Below are 25742 nucleotides of genomic sequence, written 5' to 3' on the forward strand. Positions count from 1 at the left end.
GGAATGGCCCGATGCTCGATGTTAACAACTTCGAATATATGAAAATAGGTTTAGCCTCTCCCGAAAAGATCCGGTCTTGGTCTCGCGGGGAGGTCAAAAAACCAGAAACAATTAACTACAGAACATTAAAACCAGAAAAAGAAGGGTTGTTCTGTGAAAAGATTTTTGGCCCACAAAAAGATTGGGAGTGTCACTGCGGTAAATACAAACGTGTCCGTTACAAGGGCGTTGTTTGTGATCGATGTGGTGTAGAAGTTACTCGTGCAAAAGTACGTCGTGAGCGTATGGGGCATATCGAGCTAGCTGCTCCTGTTTCACATATTTGGTACTTTAAAGGTATTCCAAGCCGCATGGGATTGGTCTTGGATATGTCTCCACGGTCTTTAGAGGAAGTCATTTACTTTGCGTCTTATGTTGTAGTAGACGCAGGTGCTACTCCTCTGGAAAAGAAACAACTCTTATCCGAAAAAGAGTTTCGTAGTTACCGTGAGAAGTATGGTAATGGTTTTGTAGCGATGATGGGAGCAGAAGCAATCAAACGCCTTCTTGCTTCTATCAATCTAGATAAAGAAGTAGACCAATTAAAAGAAGAATTAGTCACAGCACAAGGACAGCGTCGGAATCGTGCAGTCAAACGTCTGGAAGTATTGGAAGCTTTTCGTTCTTCAGGAAACAGTCCTGATTGGATGATCATGGATGTACTCCCTGTTATACCACCTGAAATTCGCCCTATGGTTCAATTAGATGGTGGACGTTTCGCTACTTCTGATTTGAATGATTTGTATCGCCGTGTAATCAACCGTAACAACCGTCTCAAACGATTATTGGACCTCGGTGCTCCAGATATTATCGTGCAAAACGAAAAACGTATGTTACAAGAGGCTGTAGATGCGTTGATCGACAATGGACGTCGTGGACGCCCTGTTACAGGCCCTGGAAACAGACCACTAAAATCTCTTTCTCATATGCTCAAAGGGAAACAAGGACGTTTCCGTCAAAACCTTTTGGGTAAACGTGTTGACTACTCTGGACGTTCCGTTATCGTCGTAGGACCTAACCTAAAAATGTATCAATGCGGTTTACCGAAAGAGATGGCTTTGGAACTATTTAAGCCTTTTGTGATGAAAGAGCTAGTAGCAAAAGGTTTAGCACATAACATCAAGAGTGCGAAACGCAAAGTAGAACGTATTCATCCAGAAGTTTGGGATGTCTTGGAAGAAGTTATTAAAGAACATCCTGTGTTACTGAACCGTGCACCTACACTTCACCGCCTTGGTATTCAGGCGTTTGAACCAATTTTGGTGGAAGGTAGGGCGATTCGTCTACACCCACTAGTTTGTACAGCTTACAATGCTGATTTTGATGGTGACCAAATGGCTGTTCACGTACCGTTGTCAGCGGAAGCACAAGCAGAAGCGCGTCTACTTATGTTAGCTGCACAAAACATCTTGAACCCAAAAGATGGAAAACCAGTTGTTACTCCTTCTCAAGACATGGTACTAGGTTGTTACTATCTAACCATTCAAAAGACAGGAGAAAAAGGCGAAGGCAGTGTTTTCTATTCGATAGCAGAAGCGATTAGTGCTTATCATCATGGTTATGTTTCCTTGCACACTCGCATTGCAATACCAGTGAAATCATTACAGAAAACCACTTTTACTGAGGCACAACAATCTTCATTACTTGTTACAACGCCAGGTAAATTGATCTTTAATGAGATTCTTCCAGAGAATTTCCCATATATCAATGAGCCAGGGAAGAAAAACTTTACCGCTACACCTGAGAAATATTTCATCTATGAAAAAGGTGTGAATATTCCTGAGTTTATCCAAACTTTGGAGGAACCTGGAGCACTGACCAAGAAAGATCTAGGTGCTATTATTGCAGAGTGTTTCCGTCGTTTTGGCACGATGATGACTTCTGTTATCTTGGACCGCGTGAAGGCGCTTGGATATTCATACTCCACCAAAGCTGGTATCACCATGTCTGTATCAGACGTTATGGTTCCAGAAGCGAAGAAAGATATCTTGGCAGAAGCAGAAGAACAAGTTAAAACTGTCGTTAAGCAATATCGTCGTGGTTTGATCACCGATGATGAGCGATATGAGCGTGTTATTTCCATCTGGAGTAAAACGAAAGATCGCATTACGGAAGTATTGATGGGCAACATGGGTAGATACAACCCAATCTATATGATGGCATTTTCCGGTGCTCGTGGTAACGTCTCTCAGATCACTCAGCTTGCTGGTATGCGGGGTCTGATGGCCAACCCAGCTGGTAAAATTATTGAGCAGCCTATTCGTACTAACTTCCGTGAAGGTCTGACAGTATTGGAATACTTTATTTCCACCCACGGTGCACGGAAAGGTTTGGCGGATACCGCACTACGTACCGCTGACTCAGGTTACTTGACCAGACGTTTGGTTGACGTTGCCCAAGATGTTATCGTTCGGGATGAAGACTGTGGGACGGATAAAGGGTTACTTGTCAAACGTATCCATGATGGTAACGAAATTATCGAAGATTTGTATGATAGGATAGTAGGGCGTGTTAGTTACCAAACTGTTCGTCATCCACAGACAGATCATATCATCATTAGTCCTAACGAATTAATTGATGAAGAAATAGCTACCGAAATAATGGAAGCAGGAATTGAAACAGTTGTTATTCGTTCCGTTCTATCTTGCCGTACCAAACATGGTGTATGTAAAAAATGCTATGGTCGTAACTTAGCACTTGGAACACCTGTAGAGATCGGAGAAGCAGTAGGTATTATTGCGGCTCAATCAATTGGAGAACCTGGAACCCAGTTGACCATGCGTACCTTCCACACTGGAGGGGTAGCAGGAGACGATATCACCCAAGGTTTGCCCCGTATTCAGGAGCTATTTGAAGCGCGTAATCCGAAAGGTCAGGCTATCGTTGCAGAGATCGACGGGAAAGTCATTGAAATTCGAGAAGTAAAAGATCGTCGTGAAGTCGAAATTGAAGGCGAAGTTGAGAGCAAGACGCACACGATTCCTTATGGTTCTCGATTAAAAGTGATCGAAGGAGACGAAGTTTCTTCTGGGGATGTTCTGACTGAGGGATCCATTGATCCAAAAGAACTACTGCGAATCAAAGGTGTCCAAGGTGTACAGGCATACATCCTGCAAGAAGTACAAAAAGTATACCGCCTACAAGGGGTAGAAATTAATGATAAACACGTCGAAGTTATGATTCGACAAATGATGAGAAAAGTTCGTATCACAGATGCTGGTACTACGGATCTCCTACCTGGTTCTGTTACAGATATTCATGACTATGAATCCTCTAACAGAAAGACATTACTAGCTGGTGGAGAACCTGCTGTAGCAAGACCAGTGTTATTGGGTATCACCAAAGCATCATTGGAGACAGAGTCATTCCTATCTGCTGCTTCTTTCCAAGAGACTACCCGTGTTCTTACGGATGCAGCAATTAAAGGGAAGGTAGATAAGCTTCTCGGATTGAAAGAGAATGTTATCATCGGAAAATTGGTACCTGCGGGTACTGGTATGACTCGCTATCGCACACTGGATGTTCAATTAGCTAATGAAGTAGCTGAGACGGTTGATGAAAAAGAAACAGTTTTAATTGACTAATTATTAGTGAACAGAGGTTCGTTATGAACCTCTGTTCTTTTTTATGAATTGGTTCAACAATAGAAGAGTATTTGTATGTAAAGCAATGCAGATAGTCTTACTTGTCTTAACTTTTCTTTCGTATTACGATGGAGCTGTTGATTTTCTTATATATAAAAAGAAAACTTTATTTCGAGTCATTAAATTCCTTCTATAATTTTCAATTCAACTCCTTGCTTTACAAATAAATTAGGGAAAGAGGTGTAAAGTGGTAGATGAGGATTAAAATACTTTTAGCAGATGACAATGCATTTATTAGGGAAGGTATGAAAATTATATTAACTACCTATGACGAGTTTGATATCTTAGGCATGGTTAAAGATGGGCAAGAGGCATTTGAATATTGTAAAAACCATGATGTTGATATAGCATTGTTAGATGTTCGAATGCCAAATATGAATGGTGTGGAAGCAACGAAATTAATTGCCGCACACACCACAACAAAACCGTTAATTTTGACAACTTTTGATGATGATGAGTATATTTTAGAGGCTATCAAAAATGGGGCTAAAGGATACTTGCTGAAAAATACTGATCCTGAGCATATTCGTGATGCTATCAGAAGTGTCTACAATGGTCATAGCATTATACAAGATGTGATATTAGAAAAAATAAAGAGCAATTTAACTGTAACAAATGAAGAAGTAACGAAGATCGATACAAGCTCTTTTACCCAAAGGGAACTTAGTATTCTAGCACTCATTTCAAAAGGATACTCCAATAAAGAAATTTCCAAACAAATATTTATCTCAGAAGGTACGATTGCGAATAATGTCTCTTCTATTTTGGGGAAAACAGGGCTAGAACATAGAACACAGCTCGCCATTTATTATTTGACAGGTAAAGTAAGTAAATGAGGAACATTATCGAATCTAGAATTATTCTCAATAAGCTTCTATTACTTGGGTACATTGCCTTTAGCGAAATTGGTTCCAAATCAGTCCAGACATCAGTAATCGTACTCTTGTTACTTTTATATTTTTCGATAAATATGACAATTCCCATCACCAAATGGGAATTAGGTAAAAAATCTTTGGTGATCCTATCCATGGTTTTCATTGGTGTTTGTTTTGTTTTTGTTGACAGTTTTTTCATCATTCTTTTACCCATCAACTTATATGAATATATTGTATATTATATCCGTAAAAAGTGGATTGTTTTGGCGTTGACACTCCTACCGGTGTTATTTGTAACAGAAAGTGATCGGTTAATCTATGTATTGGTGAGTGTGTTTAGTTTTTTGGTGTTTGTTATGGAAATACAGGCGATGCAGAGATTAGAAAATTATGAAGTGCAAAATGACCGAATGAGAATAAAAATACAGAAACTGCAAAAACAGTTACATGATAATGATGAATATATCAAGCAATCAAAGTACACTTTTCAATTGGAAGAAAGAAACCGCCTCTCACAAGATATCCATGATAAGATTGGGCACTCCATGACGAGTGCTTTAATTCAAATGGAAGCAGCAAAGAGTTTATTGGTTAAAGATCGTGAAAAATCAAATGAACTATTACAAAATGCAATTAACATTTCAAAGGATGGCATTGAAAAAATCAGAGTCACACTAAAAGATATCAAACCAGCAACACAACAAATGGGAATACAACGTATTCGATTATTTTTAGATGATTTTACTGCGAAGCAGGGTCTTCAAACTTCTCTTCTCCATAAAGGGGATGTTGAAATGATTTCACCACTTCAATGGAAAGTAATCTATGAAAATATTAGAGAGAGCCTAACCAATACAATGAAATACGCGAACGCTTCTGTAGTTTCGATAGAGATTCATGTATTGAATCGGATGTTGAAAGTGGAAGTGAAAGATAATGGTACTGGTTCAAGCAATATGAAGAAAGGAATAGGAATTTCGGGAATGGAAGAGCGAATCGCCTCGATCAATGGCACGATTATTGTGGATGGTTCGAATGGATTTTCTGTAACGATGTTATTTCCCTTACCATAAGTGCGAAATCTCATGGTAGAAAAATGATAATTCTCATGTATATAGAATGAACTACAGCACTGTTTGTAGTTCATTCTATTTTTTATAATGAAGGCAAGAAATGAAGAGGTGATCGTATGAAAGTCTTAGAAATGAAGGGATTAACGAAAAAATTTGGTGATTTTATTGCAGTCGATAATGTCACACTAACTGTTGCAGAAGGGGAAATTTTTGGGTTTCTTGGTCCTAATGGCGCAGGGAAAAGTACATCCATCCATATGATTTCAGGTTTGTTACGCAGTACTTTTGGACAAATCAACATACTTGGGAAAGACATCGTCAAACATCGTAAATTTGCCAAGATGAATATTGGGATTGTCCCACAAGATTTGGCCATCTACGAAGATTTAACTGTATATGAAAATGTGAAATTTTTTGCCGGTCTATACGGATTGCGTGGCAGTAGATTGAAAGAGCAAGTTGCTGAAGCATTAGAATTTGTAGGTTTAAGCGATAAGCATAATAGTTACCCAATAAATTTTTCAGGTGGAATGAAGAGACGGTTGAATATAGCATGTGCGATTGCACATCGACCAAAGTTACTCATCATGGATGAACCTACCGTAGGAATTGATCCACAAACTAGAAATTACATTCTCGATTCCATTAAAAAGCTGAATAAAATGGGAAGCACGATCATTTATACTAGTCACTACATGGAGGAAGTAGAAGAGATTTGTACGCGAATTGCAATTGTAGATCATGGAAAAGTTATTGTGGAGGGAACAAAAGAACAGTTGCAGGCAGTTGTTACGGATAAAAAAGATATTTGGATCGAAGTGAAATCGAATAAAAATATCAGAGCACAAGAGATTGAAAAAATCAAAGGAGTAGAATCGATACAAATCGATGAGAGAGTGATTAAGATTCATTCTGATATGGATATCAACAATCTTAATCAAATCATCCAATACTTTTTGAGTAATGAAATCGAAATTCGTTCGGTTGAAGAGAAATCATCTAATTTAGAGAATGTATTCTTAACCCTTACAGGAAGAAATTTACGCGATTGATGTCGTTTTCGATTATACAAAGGAGGTTTATCTATTGAATATAGTAAGTATTGCTATAAAAGAAATGAAAACGAGCTTTCGCAATCCAACTACCTTATTCTTTGCATTGGGTTTACCTGTGATATTAATCTTAGCATTGGGTACGATATTCCTAGATTCGTTTAAAAGTACAATTACTATTGGAGACATGAAAGTATTATATATGGAACAGCCGAACACTCCATTTAGCAAAGAATTTCAAATGTTTATGAATGAAGCAAGTAACTCTAAGGTGTTTTTTGAAAAAGCAGAAAATCCAGAGGACAGTAAAAAAAAGGTAGAACAAAATAGTTATGATGGGTATGTGGAACTGAATAAACATGGGATTTACTTTTATCAAAACGATAACAAGACGATAGGGGGAAATGTGATCCAAGGTATGTTGAACACTTTTGTTGATCAGTCCAATCTGGCTAATTCAGCAAAGGTCGATCAACTGGTGCTGATGACAATGGACATGAAAGATGACTATATAAAAGAGACAACAATCTATTCAAACAAACAACCAAGAGCGATTGATTACTTTAGTGTAAGTATGACCACAATGATGATTCTCTTCGGAACTGCAAATGCTATCCATTTGATCAGTGAAGAAAGAAAAAGAAATACAGCAGATAGGTTGATTGTTGCACCAATCACCAAATTAGAAATTTTTCTAGGTAAGATCTTTGGAAGTGTATTCATTAACACATTTTATTTCCTAGTTGTTATCGTAATCAGTAAATATATATTCAATGCAAACTGGGGAGCAAATCTGGGTGTAGTGATTTTCGTGCTCATAACAGAAGTATTTTTAGCGACTAGCCTGGGGGTCATTATTGGTTCCATCACAAAATCAGCCAAAGTTGCCAATTCGGTTATTCAAGTAGTCGCAATAGTTACCACTATTTTTAGCGGAACTTTTTACAAAATGGAAGATATAAGTGGAGTATTTTATTTGAATCCATTGAACTGGGTCAATGAAGCAATCCTAGACCTCATCTATGCCAATGATTTTTCAACTGCTACTCTTGCCATTGTACTCAATATTGTTGTATCCCTACTATTTCTTTTGGTTACCATTACTTTGCTACACAGACGGGAGGGACTGTAATTGAAAGATATCATTTGGCTAGTCAAACATAATTTTCAAGTTATCTTTCGTAATAGAAAAAGCATAATTATCTATTTAGGTATGCCGATATTGGGATTACTCTTATCGCTTGTTATACATCAAAACAATGAGCAACCTACCTTAAACATCGGAATTGTCAATCAAGATCAAAACCGAATGACCACAGATACAATAAAGATGCTTCAAAGCTTTAAAAATGCAAAGGTAAGTCATATTAAGTCAGAGGAGACTAGCAAAAAATTAGATGATGGGGAATTAGATAGTGTTATCACCTTTCAGAAAGGTTTTTCGCAAAGTGTACAAGCTGGGGACCCGATGTATATCGAAATTACCTCTGTAAAGGGGACGGAAGTCACAAGCTTAGTAACGTCCTATCTATATCAATATATTAATAACATAGCAAGAATCAGTGTTTTGTCTAAAGGAGATCAAGCAACTTTTGAAAAATTGTATACTGATTATCATCAATCTACTCTCAAACTTAACGTTCACTCAATTGAAGACACTTCGAAAATAAACAGTCTTACTTATCAAATCATGGGAAAACTTATCATCATTATGCTTTTTACAGCAGCTAGTTTATCAGGGATTATTCTTATAGAAAAAGAAAATAGAACGTACTTCCGATTATTAACAACATCAATCAATGCAACAAAATATGTTATATCGAATGTTATCGTGAATGTAGCCATAATGACTTTACAAATACTCCTTGTTATTGTTGTAATAAAAGCATTTGCTATTGCTCCTGATTTCCCTGTATGGCAAATGGCAATTACTCTTGTTCTTTTCTCTTTCGTATCTGTTGGATTTTCTTTAGTCACAGTGGCTTTAGCTAATGGGTCAGCTAATTACAGAGCCATGCTCACTTTCTTTATTGTACCAACTTGTTTAATAGCTGGATGTTTTATGCCGCTGAGTTCCATGCCTGATATCATGATAAAGATAGCAAACTTTCTTCCCCAACGATGGGTATTAGATACGTTGACCCAGCTACAATCAGATCATACCTTTGGGAGTATATATTTGAACATTATGGTATTACTAGCTTTCGCTCTAGCCTTCTCTTTGATAGCTATTTACAAATTTAGTAAAAATAATGTGGTGAAAAAGTTTATCTAAGAGTGATTCATCTCAAGAAAATTCCCTGTACTTTTTAATTCGAGGGAGTTTTTTTAGTAGCTTGTGATAAAAATGATATACTATTGGAGACGATGGAAAATTTTAGTATTAAATATTCTATTGAGCAAAGAGGCATGTGAAAAATTAAACTACTTTTTTAATGAATATAAAAAAGATGTATGTTTATATGGATGCATATAAGTATTGACTTTTTCGTTTCATGGTGGTAAGATTTCTCCTGTGCTTGTATGAGTATCACTTTGGAGGGCTGTCCTTATGTCTTATGAAAAAGTGAAACAAGCTAAGCAACTCATTATTGGAGTAAAGCAAACGAGAAAAGCGATTGAACGACAGATGGTTTCCTTTGTCGCATTGGCAAAAGATGCTGATCTCATTCTGACTCATCCCATCCAGACACTCTGTGAGCAAAAGGATGTAGCTTACTCCTATGTGTCTTCTATGAAGGATCTAGGGAAAGCTAGTGGGATTCAAGTAGGGACAGCTGCTGTAGCCATATTGAAAGATTAGGTGCTGACTTTTAGGAATGGTATCGTGTAGACGTCGACTATATGCGATATAGGTTTCTAATGGTTACTCTATTTTTTTCGCAAATTACGATCCACCTGGATCTGTTGTTTTAAATAGAAATAAATCCGAGGAGGTGGAAAGAATGCCAACAATCAATCAGTTAGTACGCAAAGGGCGTAAAAACAAGATCGTGAAGTCCAAATCTCCTGCATTGCAAGTGAACTTTAACAGTTTCCGCAAGGAGAGCACTCCACAAAGTTCACCTCAAAAACGTGGGGTTTGTACTCGTGTAGGAACCATGACACCTAAAAAACCTAACTCCGCATTGCGTAAATATGCGCGTGTTCGTTTGAGCAATGGTATTGAGGTGACTGCTTATATTCCTGGTATTGGTCACAACTTACAAGAGCACTCCGTTGTACTCGTTCGCGGTGGTCGTGTAAAAGACTTACCTGGTGTACGTTACCATATCGTTCGTGGTGCGCTTGATACAGCAGGTGTACAAAACCGTGGACAAGGTCGTTCCAAATACGGAACAAAACGTGCGAAGAAAAAATAATGTTTTAAAATACACATCCATAGAGAAAAGGAGGGGAATCCAATGCCACGTAAAGGTCCTGTAGAACGTCGTGATGCATTACCAGATCCAATTTACAACAGCAAACTCGTTACCCGTCTAATCAATCGTCTTATGTACGATGGAGAAAAGGGGAAGGCACAGCGTATCTTGTATGATGCGTTTGAGTTGATCAAAGATCGTTCTGGAAATGACCCAATGGAAGTTTTCGAACAAGCTTTGAAAAACGTAATGCCTGTCTTGGAAGTAAAAGCACGTCGAGTTGGTGGTGCGAACTACCAAGTACCGATTGAAGTAAAGCCTGAGCGTCGTACAAGCCTAGGTCTTCGTTGGTTAGTATCTTATGCTCGTCTTCGTAATGAAAAGAGCATGCAAGAACGTCTTGCTAACGAGATCTTGGACGCTGCTAATAATGGTGGTTCAGCTGTGAAGAAGAAAGAAGACGTACACCGGATGGCAGAAGCAAACCGTGCGTTTGCTCACTATCGCTGGTAATTTACGTTCCAAGCTAACTACTTGGACACATCAACTACTTAGGTTATATGAAGGGAGAAGTTTTTCATGGCACGTGAATTCTCCTTGAAAAATACACGAAATATCGGCATCATGGCTCACATCGATGCGGGTAAAACAACGACAACCGAGCGTGTTTTGTTTTATACTGGTCGTGTTCATAAAATTGGTGAGGTGCACGAAGGTGCAGCTACCATGGACTGGATGAAACAAGAACAAGAACGTGGGATTACGATTACTTCCGCTGCGACAACTGCACAGTGGAAAGGTCATCGTATCAACATAATCGACACTCCGGGGCACGTTGATTTTACCGTAGAGGTAGAGCGTTCCCTTCGTGTATTAGATGGAGCAGTTGGGGTTTTTGACGCAAAAGGCGGAGTAGAACCTCAATCAGAAACGGTTTGGCGTCAGGCGGATCGCTATAATGTACCGCGGATCGCATATATCAATAAAATGGACATCATTGGTGCAGACTTCCTTGGTTCCGTTGAACAAATGAAGGATCGTCTTGCAGCAAACGCTGTACCAATCCAACTTCCGATTGGTTCGGAAGACACATTCTTGGGTATGATCGATTTGATCAACATGAAAGCCATCATTTATACCGATGATCTAGGTGCTACTTCGGAAGCTAGAGAAATTCCAGAAGAGTACAAAGAACAAGCAGAAGAGTACCGTTCCAACTTACTCGATGCGGTTGCTGAGTTAGATGATGACTTGATGGAGAAATACCTAGAAGGTGAAGAATTAACCATAGATGAGATTAATGCAGCGCTTCGCAAAGGTACTTGTGAAGTGAAAATTACTCCTGTTCTATGTGGTTCTTCCTACAAAAACAAAGGGGTACAACCTTTACTTGATGCAGTAGTAGCTTACCTACCATCTCCACTCGATGTTCCAGCTATCCAAGGGGAGCTTCCTGATGGTACAGAGGCAGTACGTCATTCCAGTGACGAAGAGCCTTTCTCTGCTCTTGCATTCAAAATTGCTACAGACCCATTTGTTGGTAAATTAACCTTCTTCCGTGTTTACTCTGGTTCTCTAGACTCTGGTTCCTATGTTCAAAACACAACCAAAGGAAAACGGGAACGTGTTGGACGTATCTTACAGATGCATGCTAACACCCGTGAAGAAATCGGAACTGTATATGCAGGAGATATTGCTGCAGCAGTTGGGCTAAAGGTTACTACTACTGGCGATACACTCTCTGACGAAAAGAATGAGATCATTCTTGAATCCATGACTTTCCCAGAACCAGTTATTGAAGTTGCTATCGAACCAAAAACGAAAGCAGACCAAGATAAAATGGGTGTGGCTCTTGCAAAACTAGCTGAAGAAGATCCTACTTTCCGCACACACACAGATGAAGATACAGGCCAAACAATTATCGCTGGTATGGGTGAACTTCACCTAGAGATCATTGTAGACCGTCTGAAGGAAGAGTTCCGTGTGGAAGCTAACGTGGGTGCACCACAAGTAGCATTTAAAGAAACCTTCCGTTCAGCTGCTAAAGTCGAAGGTAAGTTTATTCGTCAGTCTGGTGGTAAAGGACAATTCGGTCACGTTTGGATCGAATACGAGCCGCTACCAGAAGGTTCTGGTTTTGAATTCGTAAACAAAATCGTCGGTGGGGTTGTTCCAAAAGAATACATCCCAGCTGTACAAAAAGGTATCGAAGAATCTATGCTTAATGGTGTTCTCGCAGGTTTCCAATTGGTAGACGTGCGTGCTACTATTGTAGATGGTTCTTACCATGATGTTGACTCCTCTGAGATGGCATTTAAGATTGCTGGTTCCTTGTCTTTGAAAGCTGCAAAAAGCAAGTGTAACCCCGTAATTCTTGAGCCAATCATGAGAGTGGAAGTAACTGTACCTGAAGAATACATGGGTGATGTGATGGGTGATGCTAGCTCCCGTCGTGGCCGTGTAGAGGGTATGGAAGCTCGTAGTGGTGGACAAGTTGTTCGTGCAATGGTTCCACTTGCTGAAATGTTTGGGTATGCAACTAACCTACGTTCTCGTACCCAAGGTCGCGGAGTATTCTCCATGCAATTCGACCACTTTGCAGAAGTACCAAAAAGTGTAGCAGAAGAAATTATTAAAAAAGCTACTACTGTCTAAAGTGATAGATAAGAAAGGATACATTCCTTCTTATCTACATAGAAGAAGATCTTTAAATCTAAGTTACTTTTAAAAGAATCTAGTAGAACTGGTCTCTATTAGTTTCCTATATAAGTTTTAAAATAAAAATTTACTCTTCTTACTTTGAAGGAGGATTCCTAAAATGGCAAAAGCCAAGTTTGAACGTACAAAACCACACGTTAACGTTGGTACAATCGGTCACGTTGACCATGGTAAAACAACTCTTACCGCTGCAATCACAACTGTTCTTGCACAAAAAGGTGGAGCTACTGCCTTTGCTTACGACCAAATTGACAAAGCACCTGAAGAAAAAGAGCGTGGTATCACCATCTCTACTGCACACGTAGAGTATGAAACAGACAACCGTCACTATGCACACGTTGACTGCCCAGGTCACGCTGACTATGTAAAAAACATGATCACTGGTGCTGCACAAATGGACGGAGCTATCTTGGTAGTATCCGCTGCTGACGGTCCAATGCCACAAACTCGTGAACACATCTTGCTTTCTCGCCAAGTAGGTGTATCTCATATCGTTGTGTTCTTGAACAAAGTAGACATGGTTGACGATGAAGAGCTTCTTGAATTGGTAGAAATGGAAGTTCGTGAACTTCTTGACGAATACGAATTCCCTGGCGATGACATCCCAGTAATCGCTGGTTCTGCTCTAAAAGCTCTTGAAAACCCAGCTGATGGAGAATGGGCAGATAAAATTCATGAATTGATGGCTGCTGTTGATTCTTATGTTCCAGAACCAGTTCGTGACACTGACAAACCTTTCTTGATGCCAGTTGAGGATGTATTCACCATCACTGGTCGTGGTACTGTTGCTACCGGTCGTGTAGAAAGCGGTGCTGTAAAAGTTGGGGAAGAAATTGAAATTATCGGTATTACTGATACTCGTAAAACCGTTGTAACTGGTGTAGAAATGTTCCGTCGTCTTCTTGACTCCGCTCAAGCTGGTGACAACATTGGTGCTCTACTTCGTGGGGTAGAACGTAAAGATATCCAACGTGGTCAAGTACTTGCTAAACCAGGTAGTGTGAAACCACACACCAAATTCAAAGCTCAAGTTTATGTTTTATCTAAAGAAGAAGGTGGACGTCATACTCCATTCTTCTCCAGCTACCGTCCTCAGTTCTACTTCCGTACAACGGACGTAACTGGTGTTATCCAACTTCCAGAAGGTGTCGAAATGTGTATGCCTGGAGATAACATTGAGATGGAAGTTGAATTGATCGCACCTATCGCGATTGAAGACGGAACTCGTTTCACCATCCGTGAAGGTGGACGTACCGTTGGTGCTGGTGCAGTTACCGTAATCGAAAAATAGATTTTATGGCAAAAGCTGTTCTCCTATTAGGGTGGGAGAACAGCTTTTTTGTTGTGAAAAAATGGATGATATTTTCTTATAAAAGTTAGTAATGAATAATTTATATAATTTTATTTGTCTTTGAATTACAAGTATTGCATTCTGAATTATTAATGTGTAGTATAAATTGACCAAATAAAATGGGGGTGCATTCGTGCTAAGAAAAATAGCTGCCATGTCTGTCCTTGCATTGTTATTCACACTCTTTACGTATCAAACTTCATTTGCTGCTACGGATTTAAGTAGTTATTACAACTATAAAAATCCATATACGACCAATGTTTATGGAACAACGACAAAGTGTTCAGCAGATGATCGAATTGTTTATTCCGCTCCAGTGAAAAATTCGAGCGGTAAAGTTTATGGAACAGTCTATTTGCATTATAGCAACAACTGTCATGCTGCTTGGGGAAAAGTAGTTCTTGTCAATCCAGCACCTTATAACACATATGCTTTAGCGTCCTTAACTCGCTATAAATATGGCAAGTTGAGTTATTCAACATCTTGTGATTACAGTGATGGTGGAAATGGCGTAGTTGATAAAGGACAAACATCTTGCTATACAGGTATGCTGTTTGATCAGTCAACTTTTGGATATGTATCAGAAGCAGATGCACATGTATATGGTAGTAATTTAGGTGGAAGTATTGCATATGGTAAAACTGCTAGGTATTAAAAAAGAAGTATACCATTTATATTAAGGAAAGCGTATTTTCACTCAGGCCGCCAATTGGCGGTTATTTTATTTTCCCAAGAATATAATCAAACACACAATAGAGAGTGAAATTTTTGGAATCATGGATAGGAATCTGTTTCCTATTGTTGAGTTTAATCAAGTATTCCTAAATCCCAACTTTATTCTTTCTCAGCACAAAAAAAGAGGCATCATTGTATACCTCTTAGTATTCATATATGGTTAATCTTTTACAATCTGTACATAGCAAGGTTGCTCATCTGAAGGATATAGTTTGAAATCGGATCTAACACAGTGCACATAAAGACGACCTGTTGTAACTTTAAATACATTTTCGTCATGTTCTTCAAAAACTCCACCATGATCAAGGATAGCATAAAGAGCTGGTGTTTCTTGATCTTTATATGTGATAACACATTCATTTAACCTTTTTTCCGCTGGCATAGGAGCTCCTTTGTGATACTTTATTTTGCTAAAGTTAGAATATACTTTCTTCACATTTTCGTCAAACAAATCAGATATTAAGGAAGAGGAAGTATTCTGAGCTATTTCTAGGATTTAGAAGTTTTATGGAAATAACAACAACATGTACGTTATAGTTATGCAGGAGGTTAGAAAATGCTGTTATTTTCTAGAATGGATATATAAGTTGGTTTTCGGTCTGTGATTATTTAGAGAGTAGGGGAGTAGCATGAACAATCGTTTCTATGTAGGTCTAGTCATCTCTATATTTAATCTTGTTTTTTACGCAGCTGCATTAGACTTGCTTTTTCAATCAGGTATTTATTCGATGTTATTTGATTTAGATCTTGTTAAGAAATTGGGCAGCACAAGCACCATTGTAGGCGTAGGTTGTTTAATCATTGCTATTATAGTGGAAGTGATCGGATTTAAAGTGATCAGGAGAGGAACGGTGTTAACAGACCAAAATAATAGTACTAGAAAATAATCACCTTCTATCTATTTTTGCTTTTTCTTGTCCGTACAACAGGTACTAGAAGGTTGCTTTCGAACTCATTTTATAAACTTAATAATTTGTTCGTCTTTTTGTAACAAATCAATTCGATTTAACCGTGTTGCTAGTCCTTTGTTTGTATACAATGCATGTAGTTGTTTATAACAGGCACGATACGATTGGCTATTGGGCTAAAGGTGCCACCTTCTTCTTTTGCAATGAGATGGTGTATGGTAAATAAAAATATTGTTTCCACCACATCATTCACATTGTTTTAACTCCATTATCTTCCCCTATTCATACAAGATGTTTATTTATTAGTTATTGTGACAGTGGTTTAGTGTATCTAGTATCTATCTAGTAGATTTTATCCAATAGTAGGCAAACCTATTTTTTCTCTTGCATCCTATTTCCTTTTTCTATATAATAGCCAATGTTGCACTGTGAACAGCGATGATGCGAAAGGTTGCCGACACACCCGGCCCCTTTGCCATGGTCGGGCGGAAAATTTTCGCGGAGAAGTTCATTTATTAAAATGAGCGAAGGAGGGTTAAGAATGGCAAAACAAAAGATTCGCATTCGACTGAAGGCGTATGACCACCGTGTTTTGGATCAATCGGCAGTGAAGATTGTCGACACTGCAAAACGTACGGGAGCTAGTGTATCGGGACCGATTCCACTACCTACGGAAAAAGCAGTTTACACCATTTTGCGGGCGGTTCATAAATATAAAGATTCACGCGAGCAGTTTGAGATGCGCACGCATAAGCGTTTGATTGATATTGTGAATCCTACTCAACAAACTGTTGATGCGCTAATGAGACTCGACCTGCCATCCGGCGTCGACATTGAAATCAAACTATAATTGAACCATTTCAAAATGGCAGGAGGTGTATCAAGTGAAAGGAATTCTAGGGAAAAAAGTTGGGATGACCCAATTGTTTCGTGAAGATGGTACAGCTGTAACAGTTACTGTTGTAGAAGCTGGCCCATGTGTTGTTCTTCAAAAGAAAGATGAAACGACTGACGGATACGAAGCGATCCAACTAGGGTTTAAAGAAAAGAAGGAACATCGTTCCAATAAACCAGAGCTTGGACATGCGAAAAAAGCAAATGCGAAAGCACAGAGCTTTATCAAAGAAATCCGCGGTATGAATCCAGAAGAATACGAATTAGGTAGTGTGGTCAAAGCTGACCTCTTTAACGAGGGAGAGCTTGTTGACGTAACAGGTACCTCAAAAGGTAAAGGTTTTGCAGGTGCGATTAAACGTCACAACCAAAGTCGTGGACCAATGAGTCACGGTTCTCACTATCATCGTGGACCTGGTTCCATGGGTGCTATTGCTCCAAACCGTGTTTTCAAAGGACAAACCTTGCCAGGTCGTATGGGTGGAGAGCGTATTACTACGCAAAACCTACAAGTTGTTCGTGTAGATTCTGAAAAGAATTTGCTTCTTATTCAAGGGAATGTACCTGGACCTCGGAACAGCTACTTAGTAATTCGTTCCGCAGCGAAAGGCGTTTAATTATTAGTAGAGAAAGGAGGACAAATCATGCCAAAGTTAACAGTTGTTGATGTAACGGGTTCCCAAGTTGGCGAATTGGAATTGGCTGACGCAGTATTTGGGATTACCCCTAACAAAGCTGTTCTTCATGATGCAGTAGTGATGCAACAAGCATCTTTACGTAGCGGAACCCACGATGTAAAAAATCGTTCCGAAGTGCGCGGTGGTGGTAAGAAACCATGGAAGCAAAAAGGAACAGGACGTGCTCGTGCTGGTAGCACCCGTTCCCCAATTTGGGTTGGTGGTGGTACCGTATTTGGTCCTACACCACGTAGCTATGCTTACAAGTTGCCTAAAAAAGTTCGCCGTCTTGCAATCAAATCTGCGCTTTCTACCAAAGTAGTAGATAACGAAGTTGTTGTTTTGGATGCATTGAACCTTTCTGCTCCAAAAACAAAAGAGATGGTACAAGTATTGAAAAACTTGGGAGCTGAAAAGAAAGCACTTGTTGTGACCAATGGATTGGAAGAACAAGCTGTACGTGCTGCTCGTAATATCCCAGGTGTGAAATTGATTGCTGCTGAAGGAGTAAACGTACTTGATGTGCTAGCGCATGACAAGTTGATTATTACTCGCGATGCAGTAAGTCGTGTAGAGGAGGTGTTTGGCCAGTGAAGGACCCACGTGACATTATCCGTCGTCCCATCGTAACAGAAGCATCTACAGCTTTGATGGAAGAAGGAAAATACGTATTTGAAGTAGATATTCGTGCGAATAAATATCAAATTCGTCAAGCTCTTGAAACTATCTTCGGTGTGAAAGTGGATCGTGTAAACACAATGCGTGTACCAGGTAAAATCAAGCGCCAAGGTCGTTATTCCGGTCGGACACCAGAACGGAAAAAAGCTATTGTTACGCTGAAAGAAGACAGCAAGCAAATCGAAATCTTCGAGAACTAACATTTTTAGTAGAAAAGGAGGGAAATAGCAAATGGGTATTAAAAAGTATAAACCAACTACACCTTCACGACGTCATATGACTGGTTCTACTTTTGAAGAGATTACTACATCTACTCCAGAGAAATCTCTTACTACTTCTTTAGTAAGAAAAGCTGGTCGTAATAACCAAGGTCGTCTTACCATGCGTCATCAAGGTGGCGGTCACAAACGTAAATACCGTATCATCGACTTCAAACGTAACAAAGACGGTGTTCCAGGAAAAGTAGCTACGATCGAGTACGATCCAAACCGTTCTGCTAACATTGCACTTATTCATTATGCTGATGGTGAAAAACGCTATGTATTGGCGCCTAAAGGTCTAAAAGTTGGTATGCAAATCATGTCAGGACCTGAATCTGATATCAAAGTGGGTAATGCATTACCACTCCGCAATATCCCAGTTGGTACTGAAATTCATAATATCGAGTTAAAACCAGGTCGTGGCGGTCAGTTGGTACGTGCAGCTGGTACATCTGCTCAGTTATTGGGTAAAGGTGCTCACAAAGGCGAAGAAGGAAAATACGTTATCATTCGTCTAGCTTCTGGTGAAACTCGTATGATCCTTGCAGATTGCCGTGCTACCATCGGTCAAGTTGGTAACCTTGATCATGAATTGATCACAGTGGGTAAAGCGGGCCGCAGTCGTTGGAAAGGTATCCGTCCAACCGTTCGGGGTTCTGTTATGAATCCTAATGATCACCCACACGGTGGTGGGGAAGGTCGCGCTCCTATTGGACGTAAGTCTCCTGTTACTCCTTGGGGTAAACCAACTCTTGGCTACAAAACACGTAAGAAAAATAAGGCTTCGGATAAATTTATTGTTCGTCGTCGTAAGAAATAATAACCTCTTCCTATCCCGCGGAAGCGATCTTTCGTGGGAGCGTATGTTGGATGATTATGGTATGAGAGGAGGCGTATCGCATGGGTCGTAGCCTGAAAAAAGGGCCTTTTGCAGATGCTCATCTACTAAAAAAAGTAGAGGTTTTGAACGAGAAAAACGAAAAGAAGATCGTGAAAACATGGTCTCGTCGTTCTACCATCTTCCCTGATTTTGTCGGTCACACTTTTGCAGTTCATGATGGACGCAAACACGTGCCAGTCTATGTTAGCGAAGATATGGTTGGTCATAAACTCGGTGAATTTGTTCCTACCCGTACGTATAAAGGACATGCTGGGGACGATAAAAAAACTCGCAAGCGCTAATCATTCTTTTTGAAAGAAAGGAGGGTAAACATGAACGTCGTACGCCAACGCAAGATTAGAAAGCTGATCAAAGCACATGACATCGCAAGCGTTGCAGAGTTGACCGAACATCTACAAGATGCAGGTGTAAAATCAACAGAAGAAGCAGTAGCAAAAGATGTTGAAGAATTAGGATTGATCATCGCTTCTACAAAAGGTGGTACAACCAAATTCGTTTTCCCACCATTTGCAGTAGCTAAAAATATAAGAATTGCACCTCGTAAAGTTCGATTGGTTATGGACCTGATTCGTGGAAAATCCATCGACGAAGCAGCAGCAATTCTTAAATTCACCCCACGTGCTGCATCTCCAGTAATTGAGAAAGTACTCAGTTCTGCTGTAGCAAATGCAGAGCATAACTTCAGTCTAAATCAAGGTAACTTGGTTGTGAAAGAAGCATATGTGGATGAGGGTCCAACGCTTAAACGTTTTATTCCTCGTGCACAGGGACGTGCCAGTCGTATCAACAAGCGGACCAGTCACATTACAGTGGTTGTATCCGAAAAATAATCTTTCAATAAGGAGGGAAGAACTTTGGGTCAAAAAGTTAACCCAGTAGGACTAAGAGTCGGTATTATTCGTGACTGGGAATCCAAATGGTACGGTGGTAAAGATTACGCTACACTACTTCACGAAGATATTCGTGTTCGCGATCATATCAAAAAACAACTGAAGGACTCTTCAGTCTCCAAAGTAGAGATCGAGCGTGCAGCAAATCGCCTGAACGTTTCCATCTATACAGCGAAGCCTGGTATGGTTATTGGAAAAGGCGGAACCGAAGTAGAAAAACTTCGTAACCAACTTACCAAAATGACTGGTAAAAAAGTTCACATCAACATTAACGAAATCAAAAACCCTGAGTTGGATGCTCATCTTGTAGCTGAAAACATTGCAAGTCAATTAGAGCGTCGCGTATCTTTCCGTCGTGCTATGAAACAAGCAATCGGACGTACTCTGCGTTCTGGAGCTAAAGGGGTTCGCACACTTGTAAGTGGTCGTCTTGGTGGTGCTGATATCGCTCGTAGTGAGGGATATAGCGAAGGTACCGTTCCACTTCATACTTTGCGTGCTGATATCGATTATGGTTTTGCAGAAGCACATACCACCTATGGTCGTATCGGAGTAAAAGTATGGATTTATCGTGGTGAAGTACTGCCCACTAAAGGCAAAAAAGGAGCAGTAGAAGGAGGCGAGTAACGCATGCTAATGCCCAAAAAGGTGAAGTTTCGTCGTCCTCACCGTGGCAAAATGCGCGGGAAGGCAAAAGGCGGAACGGAAGTAGCTTTTGGCGAATATGGCTTAAAAGCACTGGAACCATCTTGGATAACTAACCGTCAAATTGAAGCAGCGCGTATTGCGATGACTCGTTATATCAAACGTGGTGGGAAAGTATGGATTAAAATTTTCCCAGACAAACCAGTTACTCAAAAACCTCTTGAGGTGCGGATGGGTAGCGGTAAAGGTTCCCCTGAAAAATGGGTAGCTGTTGTAAAACCAGGTAAAATCATGTTTGAATTAGCGGGAGTACCAGAGGAAGTAGCACGTGAAGCAATGCGTCTAGCAGCTCACAAACTTCCAATTAAAACGAAATTTGTTAAACGTGAAGAAGTAGGTGGTAACGAATGAAAGCAGCAGAGCTAATCGAGTTGACCACCACTGAAATCGAACAAAGACTGACGCAGTGCAAAGAAGAATTGTTTAACCTTCGTTTTCAATCTGCAACAGGGCAATTGGAAAATCCTAATCGTTTAGGACAAGTCCGCAAGGACATTGCTCGTTGCAAAACTGTCCTTCGCCAGCGTGAACTGGATAGCGAAAGGAGGAATCAGGGTTGAGCGAACAACGTACAACACGTCGGAAAGTGCGTGTCGGTAAAGTGGTCAGCGACAAAATGGATAAAACAATTGTAGTTACAGTAGAAACTTACAAAAAGGATCGACTGTACGGCAAACGTGTAAAACATACCAAAAAGTTTAAAGCCCATGATGAAAACAACCAAGCAAAAACAGGTGACATCGTCAAAATCATGGAGACTCGCCCATTGTCAAAAGATAAGAATTGGCGTCTCGTAGAGATCGTAGAAGAGGCTGTCATCATCTAGGGAGTTCTCTTAAGGAAGGAGGAAAGACCGATGATTCAACAACAGTCACGTCTTCGAGTTGCAGATAACTCCGGTGCAAAAGAAATCATGTGCATTCGTGTGTTAGGTGGGTCGATGAAGTCTACTGCTAGTATCGGTGATATCATCGTTGCTTCGGTGAAACAAGCTACACCCGGAGGCGTTGTTAAGAAAGGCGATGTAGTTAGATGTGTAGTAGTTCGTACTACTCGCGCTAGCCGTCGTCCTGATGGCTCCTATATCCGTTTCGATGAAAATGCAGCAGTCGTGATTAAGGATGACAAAAGCCCACGTGGTACTCGTATCTTTGGACCGGTTGCCCGTGAGTTGCGCGATCGCGACTTTATGAAGATTATCTCCTTGGCACCAGAAGTGCTCTAAGGACAGATCGTGAGAGATAAGGAGGTGCGCATGAGTGAAAAGCGAAAAACGCCCCAATAAACTTCACATCAAAACTGGTGATACGGTTATCGTGATGCGTGGGAAAGAAGCTCCATACTTCCAAGATGGCAAAAAGGTGTACACGAAAGGTCGTGTCATCAAAATGCTTCCAAAAGAAGGAAGAGCACTTGTTGAGGGAGTCAACATGGTGAAAAAACACTCCCGACCAACACAAACAAATCCGCAAGGTGGAATTGTCGAGAAAGAAGCGCCAATCGAAGTATCCAACTTGATGATTGAAGATCCAAAAACAAAACAACCAACCCGTATTGGCTATAAGTTTATCGATGGTAAAAACGGTGAACAGAAAAAAGTACGGTTTGCGAAAAAGTCAGGCGAAATCCTGGATAAATAGTATTAAGGAAGGGAGGTACATTCCTTGACTGCTCGGTTAAAAGAAACATACACAAATGAAATTATTTCTTCTTTGATGAATAAGTTCGAGTACAAGTCAGTCATGCAAGTCCCAAAGGTGGAAAAAATCGTCATCAACATGGGTGTTGGTGAAGCTGTACAAAACTCCAAAGTATTGGACAATGCAGTGGAAGATTTGACTTCTATCTCTGGACAAAAACCAGTTATTACTCGTGCGAAAAAATCAATCGCTGGATTTAAACTTCGTGAAGGCATGCCAATCGGTGTGAAGGTAACCTTGCGTGGTGCGCGTATGTACGATTTCTTAGAAAAATTGATCAACATCTCGCTACCTCGTGTTCGTGACTTCCGTGGTATTTCCCCTAAATCTTTTGATGGACGTGGAAACTATACACTTGGAGTGAAAGAACAACTCATCTTCCCTGAGATCTCATATGACAAGATTGATAAAGTACGAGGTATGGACGTAGTTATTGTAACTACAGCTAATACCGACGAAGAAGCATTTGCATTACTATCCGAAATGGGGATGCCATTTCGTAAATAAAGAGGCAAAGGAGGGAATCCGTTGGCCAGAAAATCGATGATCGTCAAATCACAGCGCAAACCGAAATTCGAGGTGCAAGGATATACTCGTTGCGAACGCTGTGGACGACCTCACTCTGTATTACGCAAATTTCGACTATGTCGTATCTGTTTCCGTGAATTGGCCTACAAAGGGCAGATTCCCGGCGTAAAAAAAGCAAGCTGGTAATGCTGCTGAAAGGAGGGCTCACACATGGTGATGACAGATCCCATTGCGGATATGCTGACTAGAATTCGTAACGCAAACATGGTTCGCCATGAGAGTGTTGAACTACCTGCCTCTCGTGTGAAACGCGAGATTGCAGAAATTCTAAAACAAGAAGGATTTATTCGCGATGCTGAATACATCGAGGATAGCAAACAAGGTATCCTTCGCATTTTCTTGAAGTACGGTCAAAACAACGAAAAGGTAATCACTGGTTTGAAAAGAATCAGTAAACCTGGACTTCGTGTATATGCCAAATCTACTGAAGTACCTCGTGTACTACGTGGACTTGGAATTGCGATTCTATCAACCAATAAAGGAATCGTAACGGATAAAGAAGCACGTCAACAACGCGTTGGTGGAGAAGTGCTAGCATACATCTGGTAATGATGGAGGTGAACCAAACATGTCTCGTATCGGGAAAAAACCGATTACTGTTCCTGCTGGTGTTGAGATAAACTTGGAAGGCAGTCAGTTGACAGTAAAAGGACCCAAAGGTACTTTGACTCGCAATCTGCACGCAGATATGAAGATCAATATCTCTGAGAATGAGTTGTTGGTTGAGCGTCCTAGCGATCATCGTACCCACCGGGCACTGCACGGTACAACTCGTAGCATCATCTCCAACATGGTGGAAGGTGTTTCTACTGGTTTTGCTAAAACCCTTGACCTAGTTGGTGTTGGGTACCGTGCATCCAAAAAAGGAACCAATGTAGTGCTGAACGTTGGATATTCTCACCCAGTTGAGATTACACCAGCAGAAGGTATCGAACTAGATGTTCCTACTCAAACTCAAGTGATCGTTAAAGGGATCGACAAAGAAAAAGTCGGTGCTATGGCAGCTAATATTCGTTCCGTTCGTGAACCTGAGCCATATAAAGGTAAAGGTATTAAATACTCTACAGAGCGAATTCGTCGTAAAGAAGGTAAAACTGGTAAGTAGAATTTTTAATTTAGAAGGGAGTGAACCAGACCGTGATTCAAAAAGCAGATCGCAATGCAAAGCGGAAAAAGCGTCACCTTCGGGTTCGGAAAAAACTTTTTGGCACGGCTCTTCGTCCTCGCCTCAATGTATTCCGTTCATCCAAGAACATCTATGCACAACTTATTGATGATGAAGCAGGCGTAACCCTTGTTTCCGCTTCTACGATGGATAAAGAGTACCAAGGCGCAGGTGGTGGAACCGTTGATGCAGCTAAAAGTATCGGCGAGTTGGTTGCCAAACGTGCTGTCGAAAAAGGATACAACAAAGTTGTCTTTGATCGTGGAGGATACCTCTATCATGGTCGTGTAAAAGCCTTAGCGGATGGGGCAAGGGAAGGAGGTCTTGACTTCTAATGAAACAGAACAAAGGAAACAAAAGAGATAGAGAACAGTCCGAGTTTACAGAAAAACTGGTTAACATCAACCGTGTTGCAAAAGTTGTAAAAGGTGGACGTCGTTTTAGTTTCAGTGCACTTGTAGTAGTTGGTGATGGGAAAGGCCGCGTTGGTGCTGGTATCGGTAAAGCGGCAGAAGTACCAGAAGCAATTAAAAAAGGCGTAGAAGCAGCGAAGAAAAACCTTATTACTGTTCCGCTAACTAGAAATACGATTCCTCATGAAATCGTAGGTCGTTTTGGAGCAGGTAAAGTTCTTTTGAAGCCAGCTAGCCAAGGTACTGGTGTTATCGCTGGTGGTCCTGTACGTGATGTACTAACTGTTGCTGGTGTTGGTGATATCTTGACTAAGTCAACTGGTTCAAACAACCCAATCAACATGGTACGTGCAACGCTCGCTGGTCTGTCTAGTCTTAAACAAGCGGAGCAAGTAGCAAAACTACGCGGCAAAACCGTTGAAGAGCTACTCGGATAAGGAGGGATAACCGTGGCAAACAAATTAGCGATTACCCTCAGACGGAGTATGATTGGGCAGTCGGAACGTGTTCGGGTAACCCTTCGTACATTAGGCCTTACCAAACGTGAACAAACTGTGGTCAAGCCTGATGATGCTTCGATTCGAGGTATGGTAAATCAAGTTGTTCATCTTGTAGATGTAAAAGAAGTGACTGAATAATTGCTTTGACTTAATACAAGAGGAGGTGCAAAGCATGAAATTAAACGAGCTAAAACCAGCACCTGGCTCTCGCAAAGAGTCAAGACGTGTAGGTCGTGGAACTGGTTCCGGTTCTGGTAAAACCTCTGGTCGTGGACACAAAGGTCAAAACGCTCGCTCTGGTGGTGGTGTTCGACCAGGTTTTGAAGGTGGTCAAAACCCTATCTACCGTCGTTTGCCAAAGCGTGGATTTACCAGCCCAAATCGCAAAGAATATGCGATTGTCAATCTAGACACGTTGAGCCGTTTTGCTGAGGGGACAGAAGTTACTCCTGAGCTATTGGTGGAGCAAGGTATCGTGAAGGATTTGAAGTCCGGACTTAAGATTCTTGGAAACGGCGAGCTAAACGTAAAGATTTCTGTTAAAGCTCATAAGTTTTCAGAAACTGCAGCTGAGAAAATCAGAGCCGCTGGCGGAGCAACGGAGGTAATCTAAC

35 protein-coding genes and 2 pseudogenes are annotated in these 25742 nt (G+C 40.5%); 35 read left to right on the forward strand and 2 right to left on the reverse strand.

Going from position 1 to position 25742, the window contains the following annotated elements; translation table 11 throughout:
• Positions 1-11: 11 nt before the first annotated feature.
• From rpoC to A3GQ_RS0114660, 12 genes are all read left to right on the forward strand, one after another.
• Positions 12-3623: a DNA-directed RNA polymerase subunit beta' gene (gene rpoC, locus A3GQ_RS0114605; protein ID WP_028777684.1), complete on the forward strand. Its 3612-nt coding sequence runs from the start codon at positions 12-14 to the stop codon at positions 3621-3623.
• Between the two features lie 254 nt (positions 3624-3877).
• Positions 3878-4519, forward strand: a complete 642-nt coding sequence (locus A3GQ_RS0114610) for a response regulator transcription factor (RefSeq protein ID WP_028777685.1) — start codon at positions 3878-3880, stop codon at positions 4517-4519.
• Positions 4520-4527: 8 nt separating this feature from the next.
• On the forward strand, positions 4528-5631 hold the full coding sequence (locus A3GQ_RS0114615) for a sensor histidine kinase (RefSeq protein ID WP_028777686.1): 1104 nt from the start codon (positions 4528-4530) through the stop codon (positions 5629-5631).
• Between the two features lie 116 nt (positions 5632-5747).
• The gene (locus A3GQ_RS0114620; RefSeq protein WP_028777687.1) at positions 5748-6683 is read left to right on the forward strand and encodes an ABC transporter ATP-binding protein; all 936 of its coding nucleotides are present in this window, start codon (positions 5748-5750) and stop codon (positions 6681-6683) included.
• A gap of 34 nt (positions 6684-6717) precedes the next feature.
• Positions 6718-7815 carry an ABC transporter permease gene (locus tag A3GQ_RS0114625; RefSeq protein ID WP_028777688.1) on the forward strand — a complete coding sequence of 366 codons (1098 nt, stop codon included), beginning with the start codon at positions 6718-6720 and terminating at the stop codon, positions 7813-7815.
• On the forward strand, positions 7816-8958 hold the full coding sequence (locus tag A3GQ_RS0114630) for an ABC transporter permease (protein ID WP_028777689.1): 1143 nt from the start codon (positions 7816-7818) through the stop codon (positions 8956-8958).
• A gap of 276 nt (positions 8959-9234) precedes the next feature.
• Positions 9235-9486 (forward strand): ribosomal L7Ae/L30e/S12e/Gadd45 family protein, encoded by a 252-nt coding sequence (locus tag A3GQ_RS0114635; protein WP_028777690.1) that lies wholly within the window; start codon positions 9235-9237, stop codon positions 9484-9486.
• Between the two features lie 142 nt (positions 9487-9628).
• Positions 9629-10045, forward strand: coding sequence for a 30S ribosomal protein S12 (rpsL, locus tag A3GQ_RS0114640; RefSeq protein ID WP_028777691.1), 417 nt, complete (start codon positions 9629-9631; stop codon positions 10043-10045).
• Between the two features lie 42 nt (positions 10046-10087).
• Positions 10088-10558, forward strand: coding sequence for a 30S ribosomal protein S7 (gene rpsG, locus A3GQ_RS0114645; protein WP_028777692.1), 471 nt, complete (start codon positions 10088-10090; stop codon positions 10556-10558).
• Positions 10559-10624: 66 nt separating this feature from the next.
• Complete coding sequence (fusA, locus tag A3GQ_RS0114650; protein ID WP_028777693.1) at positions 10625-12700, forward strand: elongation factor G; 2076 nt, start codon at positions 10625-10627, stop codon at positions 12698-12700.
• Positions 12701-12863: 163 nt separating this feature from the next.
• Positions 12864-14054 (forward strand): elongation factor Tu, encoded by a 1191-nt coding sequence (gene tuf / locus A3GQ_RS0114655; protein ID WP_028777694.1) that lies wholly within the window; start codon positions 12864-12866, stop codon positions 14052-14054.
• Between the two features lie 193 nt (positions 14055-14247).
• Positions 14248-14769 carry a DUF2690 domain-containing protein gene (locus tag A3GQ_RS0114660; protein ID WP_028777695.1) on the forward strand — a complete coding sequence of 174 codons (522 nt, stop codon included), beginning with the start codon at positions 14248-14250 and terminating at the stop codon, positions 14767-14769.
• A 240-nt stretch (positions 14770-15009) separates the two neighbouring features.
• Here the strand turns inward: A3GQ_RS0114660 and A3GQ_RS0114665 are convergent, their stop codons facing one another.
• Positions 15010-15231, reverse strand: a complete 222-nt coding sequence (locus A3GQ_RS0114665) for a hypothetical protein (RefSeq protein WP_028777696.1) — start codon at positions 15229-15231, stop codon at positions 15010-15012.
• A 247-nt stretch (positions 15232-15478) separates the two neighbouring features.
• Here A3GQ_RS0114665 and A3GQ_RS0114670 point away from each other — a divergent pair, with 247 nt between their 5' ends.
• Positions 15479-15736, forward strand: a complete 258-nt coding sequence (locus A3GQ_RS0114670; protein WP_028777697.1) for a hypothetical protein — start codon at positions 15479-15481, stop codon at positions 15734-15736.
• A gap of 130 nt (positions 15737-15866) precedes the next feature.
• On the opposite strand, the gene A3GQ_RS27165 is transcribed toward A3GQ_RS0114670, so the two are convergent.
• A complete protein-coding gene (locus tag A3GQ_RS27165; protein ID WP_156877743.1) occupies positions 15867-16010 on the reverse strand; it encodes a hypothetical protein in 144 nt (47 codons plus the stop codon).
• A gap of 288 nt (positions 16011-16298) precedes the next feature.
• On the opposite strand from A3GQ_RS27165, the gene rpsJ reads away from it, so the two are divergent.
• The 22 genes and pseudogenes from rpsJ to rplO all read left to right on the forward strand — a co-directional run bounded on the left by rpsJ (position 16299) and on the right by rplO (position 25741).
• Complete coding sequence (gene rpsJ / locus A3GQ_RS0114680; protein ID WP_028777698.1) at positions 16299-16607, forward strand: 30S ribosomal protein S10; 309 nt, start codon at positions 16299-16301, stop codon at positions 16605-16607.
• A gap of 34 nt (positions 16608-16641) precedes the next feature.
• Positions 16642-17268, forward strand: a complete 627-nt coding sequence (gene rplC / locus A3GQ_RS0114685) for a 50S ribosomal protein L3 (protein ID WP_028777699.1) — start codon at positions 16642-16644, stop codon at positions 17266-17268.
• 27 nt (positions 17269-17295) lie between these two features.
• On the forward strand, positions 17296-17922 hold the full coding sequence (rplD, locus tag A3GQ_RS0114690; RefSeq protein WP_028777700.1) for a 50S ribosomal protein L4: 627 nt from the start codon (positions 17296-17298) through the stop codon (positions 17920-17922).
• Positions 17919-18206, forward strand: coding sequence for a 50S ribosomal protein L23 (gene rplW / locus A3GQ_RS0114695; RefSeq protein ID WP_028777701.1), 288 nt, complete (start codon positions 17919-17921; stop codon positions 18204-18206). The genes rplD and rplW overlap by 4 nt, the downstream gene beginning before the upstream one ends.
• 31 nt (positions 18207-18237) lie before the next feature.
• Positions 18238-19086: a 50S ribosomal protein L2 gene (gene rplB / locus A3GQ_RS0114700; RefSeq protein ID WP_028777702.1), complete on the forward strand. Its 849-nt coding sequence runs from the start codon at positions 18238-18240 to the stop codon at positions 19084-19086.
• A gap of 80 nt (positions 19087-19166) precedes the next feature.
• Positions 19167-19448, forward strand: a complete 282-nt coding sequence (gene rpsS / locus A3GQ_RS0114705; protein WP_028777703.1) for a 30S ribosomal protein S19 — start codon at positions 19167-19169, stop codon at positions 19446-19448.
• Between the two features lie 30 nt (positions 19449-19478).
• A pseudogene (locus tag A3GQ_RS28080) lies at positions 19479-19658 on the forward strand (hypothetical protein); the annotation flags it as partial.
• Positions 19659-19676: 18 nt separating this feature from the next.
• A pseudogene (gene rplV, locus A3GQ_RS0114710) lies at positions 19677-19997 on the forward strand (50S ribosomal protein L22); the annotation flags it as partial.
• A gap of 24 nt (positions 19998-20021) precedes the next feature.
• Positions 20022-20684 carry a 30S ribosomal protein S3 gene (gene rpsC / locus A3GQ_RS0114715; RefSeq protein ID WP_028777705.1) on the forward strand — a complete coding sequence of 221 codons (663 nt, stop codon included), beginning with the start codon at positions 20022-20024 and terminating at the stop codon, positions 20682-20684.
• Between the two features lie 3 nt (positions 20685-20687).
• Complete coding sequence (gene rplP, locus A3GQ_RS0114720) at positions 20688-21113, forward strand: 50S ribosomal protein L16 (RefSeq protein ID WP_028777706.1); 426 nt, start codon at positions 20688-20690, stop codon at positions 21111-21113.
• Positions 21110-21322, forward strand: coding sequence for a 50S ribosomal protein L29 (gene rpmC, locus A3GQ_RS0114725; protein WP_028777707.1), 213 nt, complete (start codon positions 21110-21112; stop codon positions 21320-21322). The genes rplP and rpmC overlap by 4 nt, the downstream gene beginning before the upstream one ends.
• Positions 21319-21588, forward strand: a complete 270-nt coding sequence (gene rpsQ, locus A3GQ_RS0114730) for a 30S ribosomal protein S17 (RefSeq protein ID WP_028777708.1) — start codon at positions 21319-21321, stop codon at positions 21586-21588. The genes rpmC and rpsQ overlap by 4 nt, the downstream gene beginning before the upstream one ends.
• 30 nt (positions 21589-21618) lie before the next feature.
• On the forward strand, positions 21619-21987 hold the full coding sequence (gene rplN, locus A3GQ_RS0114735; protein WP_028777709.1) for a 50S ribosomal protein L14: 369 nt from the start codon (positions 21619-21621) through the stop codon (positions 21985-21987).
• A 34-nt stretch (positions 21988-22021) separates the two neighbouring features.
• Positions 22022-22402, forward strand: coding sequence for a 50S ribosomal protein L24 (rplX, locus tag A3GQ_RS0114740; RefSeq protein WP_028777710.1), 381 nt, complete (start codon positions 22022-22024; stop codon positions 22400-22402).
• Between the two features lie 24 nt (positions 22403-22426).
• Positions 22427-22969: a 50S ribosomal protein L5 gene (gene rplE / locus A3GQ_RS0114745; protein ID WP_028777711.1), complete on the forward strand. Its 543-nt coding sequence runs from the start codon at positions 22427-22429 to the stop codon at positions 22967-22969.
• A 21-nt stretch (positions 22970-22990) separates the two neighbouring features.
• Positions 22991-23176 (forward strand): type Z 30S ribosomal protein S14, encoded by a 186-nt coding sequence (locus tag A3GQ_RS0114750; RefSeq protein WP_028777712.1) that lies wholly within the window; start codon positions 22991-22993, stop codon positions 23174-23176.
• Positions 23177-23200: 24 nt separating this feature from the next.
• Positions 23201-23599, forward strand: coding sequence for a 30S ribosomal protein S8 (gene rpsH / locus A3GQ_RS0114755; protein ID WP_028777713.1), 399 nt, complete (start codon positions 23201-23203; stop codon positions 23597-23599).
• A 19-nt stretch (positions 23600-23618) separates the two neighbouring features.
• On the forward strand, positions 23619-24155 hold the full coding sequence (gene rplF / locus A3GQ_RS0114760; RefSeq protein WP_028777714.1) for a 50S ribosomal protein L6: 537 nt from the start codon (positions 23619-23621) through the stop codon (positions 24153-24155).
• A 32-nt stretch (positions 24156-24187) separates the two neighbouring features.
• Positions 24188-24550 (forward strand): 50S ribosomal protein L18, encoded by a 363-nt coding sequence (rplR, locus tag A3GQ_RS0114765; RefSeq protein WP_028777715.1) that lies wholly within the window; start codon positions 24188-24190, stop codon positions 24548-24550.
• Complete coding sequence (gene rpsE, locus A3GQ_RS0114770; protein ID WP_028777716.1) at positions 24550-25065, forward strand: 30S ribosomal protein S5; 516 nt, start codon at positions 24550-24552, stop codon at positions 25063-25065. The genes rplR and rpsE overlap by 1 nt, the downstream gene beginning before the upstream one ends.
• A gap of 12 nt (positions 25066-25077) precedes the next feature.
• Positions 25078-25266 carry a 50S ribosomal protein L30 gene (gene rpmD / locus A3GQ_RS0114775; protein ID WP_028777717.1) on the forward strand — a complete coding sequence of 63 codons (189 nt, stop codon included), beginning with the start codon at positions 25078-25080 and terminating at the stop codon, positions 25264-25266.
• A 34-nt stretch (positions 25267-25300) separates the two neighbouring features.
• Positions 25301-25741 carry a 50S ribosomal protein L15 gene (gene rplO / locus A3GQ_RS0114780; RefSeq protein WP_028777718.1) on the forward strand — a complete coding sequence of 147 codons (441 nt, stop codon included), beginning with the start codon at positions 25301-25303 and terminating at the stop codon, positions 25739-25741.
• Position 25742 lies beyond the last annotated feature (1 nt).

The sequence above is a fragment of the Shimazuella kribbensis DSM 45090 genome (assembly GCF_000428065.1).
GTDB classification, from domain to species: Bacteria; Bacillota; Bacilli; order Thermoactinomycetales; family Thermoactinomycetaceae; genus Shimazuella; species Shimazuella kribbensis.

Bases quoted from the DNA above. Each gene is read 5' to 3' on its own strand.
- rpoC (WP_028777684.1), top strand. From the start codon at position 12: ATGCTCGATGTTAACAACTTCGAATATATGAAAATAGGTTTAGCCTCT.
- A3GQ_RS0114610 (WP_028777685.1), top strand. From the start codon at position 3,878: ATGAGGATTAAAATACTTTTAGCAGATGACAATGCATTTATTAGGGAA.
- A3GQ_RS0114620 (WP_028777687.1), top strand. From the start codon at position 5,748: ATGAAAGTCTTAGAAATGAAGGGATTAACGAAAAAATTTGGTGATTTT.
- A3GQ_RS0114635 (WP_028777690.1), top strand. From the start codon at position 9,235: ATGTCTTATGAAAAAGTGAAACAAGCTAAGCAACTCATTATTGGAGTA.
- rpsL (WP_028777691.1), top strand. From the start codon at position 9,629: ATGCCAACAATCAATCAGTTAGTACGCAAAGGGCGTAAAAACAAGATC.
- rpsG (WP_028777692.1), top strand. From the start codon at position 10,088: ATGCCACGTAAAGGTCCTGTAGAACGTCGTGATGCATTACCAGATCCA.
- fusA (WP_028777693.1), top strand. From the start codon at position 10,625: ATGGCACGTGAATTCTCCTTGAAAAATACACGAAATATCGGCATCATG.
- tuf (WP_028777694.1), top strand. From the start codon at position 12,864: ATGGCAAAAGCCAAGTTTGAACGTACAAAACCACACGTTAACGTTGGT.
- A3GQ_RS0114665 (WP_028777696.1), bottom strand. From the start codon at position 15,231: ATGCCAGCGGAAAAAAGGTTAAATGAATGTGTTATCACATATAAAGAT.
- A3GQ_RS0114670 (WP_028777697.1), top strand. From the start codon at position 15,479: ATGAACAATCGTTTCTATGTAGGTCTAGTCATCTCTATATTTAATCTT.
- rpsJ (WP_028777698.1), top strand. From the start codon at position 16,299: ATGGCAAAACAAAAGATTCGCATTCGACTGAAGGCGTATGACCACCGT.
- rplD (WP_028777700.1), top strand. From the start codon at position 17,296: ATGCCAAAGTTAACAGTTGTTGATGTAACGGGTTCCCAAGTTGGCGAA.
- rplB (WP_028777702.1), top strand. From the start codon at position 18,238: ATGGGTATTAAAAAGTATAAACCAACTACACCTTCACGACGTCATATG.
- rpsS (WP_028777703.1), top strand. From the start codon at position 19,167: ATGGGTCGTAGCCTGAAAAAAGGGCCTTTTGCAGATGCTCATCTACTA.
- rplP (WP_028777706.1), top strand. From the start codon at position 20,688: ATGCTAATGCCCAAAAAGGTGAAGTTTCGTCGTCCTCACCGTGGCAAA.
- rpmC (WP_028777707.1), top strand. From the start codon at position 21,110: ATGAAAGCAGCAGAGCTAATCGAGTTGACCACCACTGAAATCGAACAA.
- rplN (WP_028777709.1), top strand. From the start codon at position 21,619: ATGATTCAACAACAGTCACGTCTTCGAGTTGCAGATAACTCCGGTGCA.
- rpsH (WP_028777713.1), top strand. From the start codon at position 23,201: ATGGTGATGACAGATCCCATTGCGGATATGCTGACTAGAATTCGTAAC.
- rplF (WP_028777714.1), top strand. From the start codon at position 23,619: ATGTCTCGTATCGGGAAAAAACCGATTACTGTTCCTGCTGGTGTTGAG.
- rpsE (WP_028777716.1), top strand. From the start codon at position 24,550: ATGAAACAGAACAAAGGAAACAAAAGAGATAGAGAACAGTCCGAGTTT.
- rplO (WP_028777718.1), top strand. From the start codon at position 25,301: ATGAAATTAAACGAGCTAAAACCAGCACCTGGCTCTCGCAAAGAGTCA.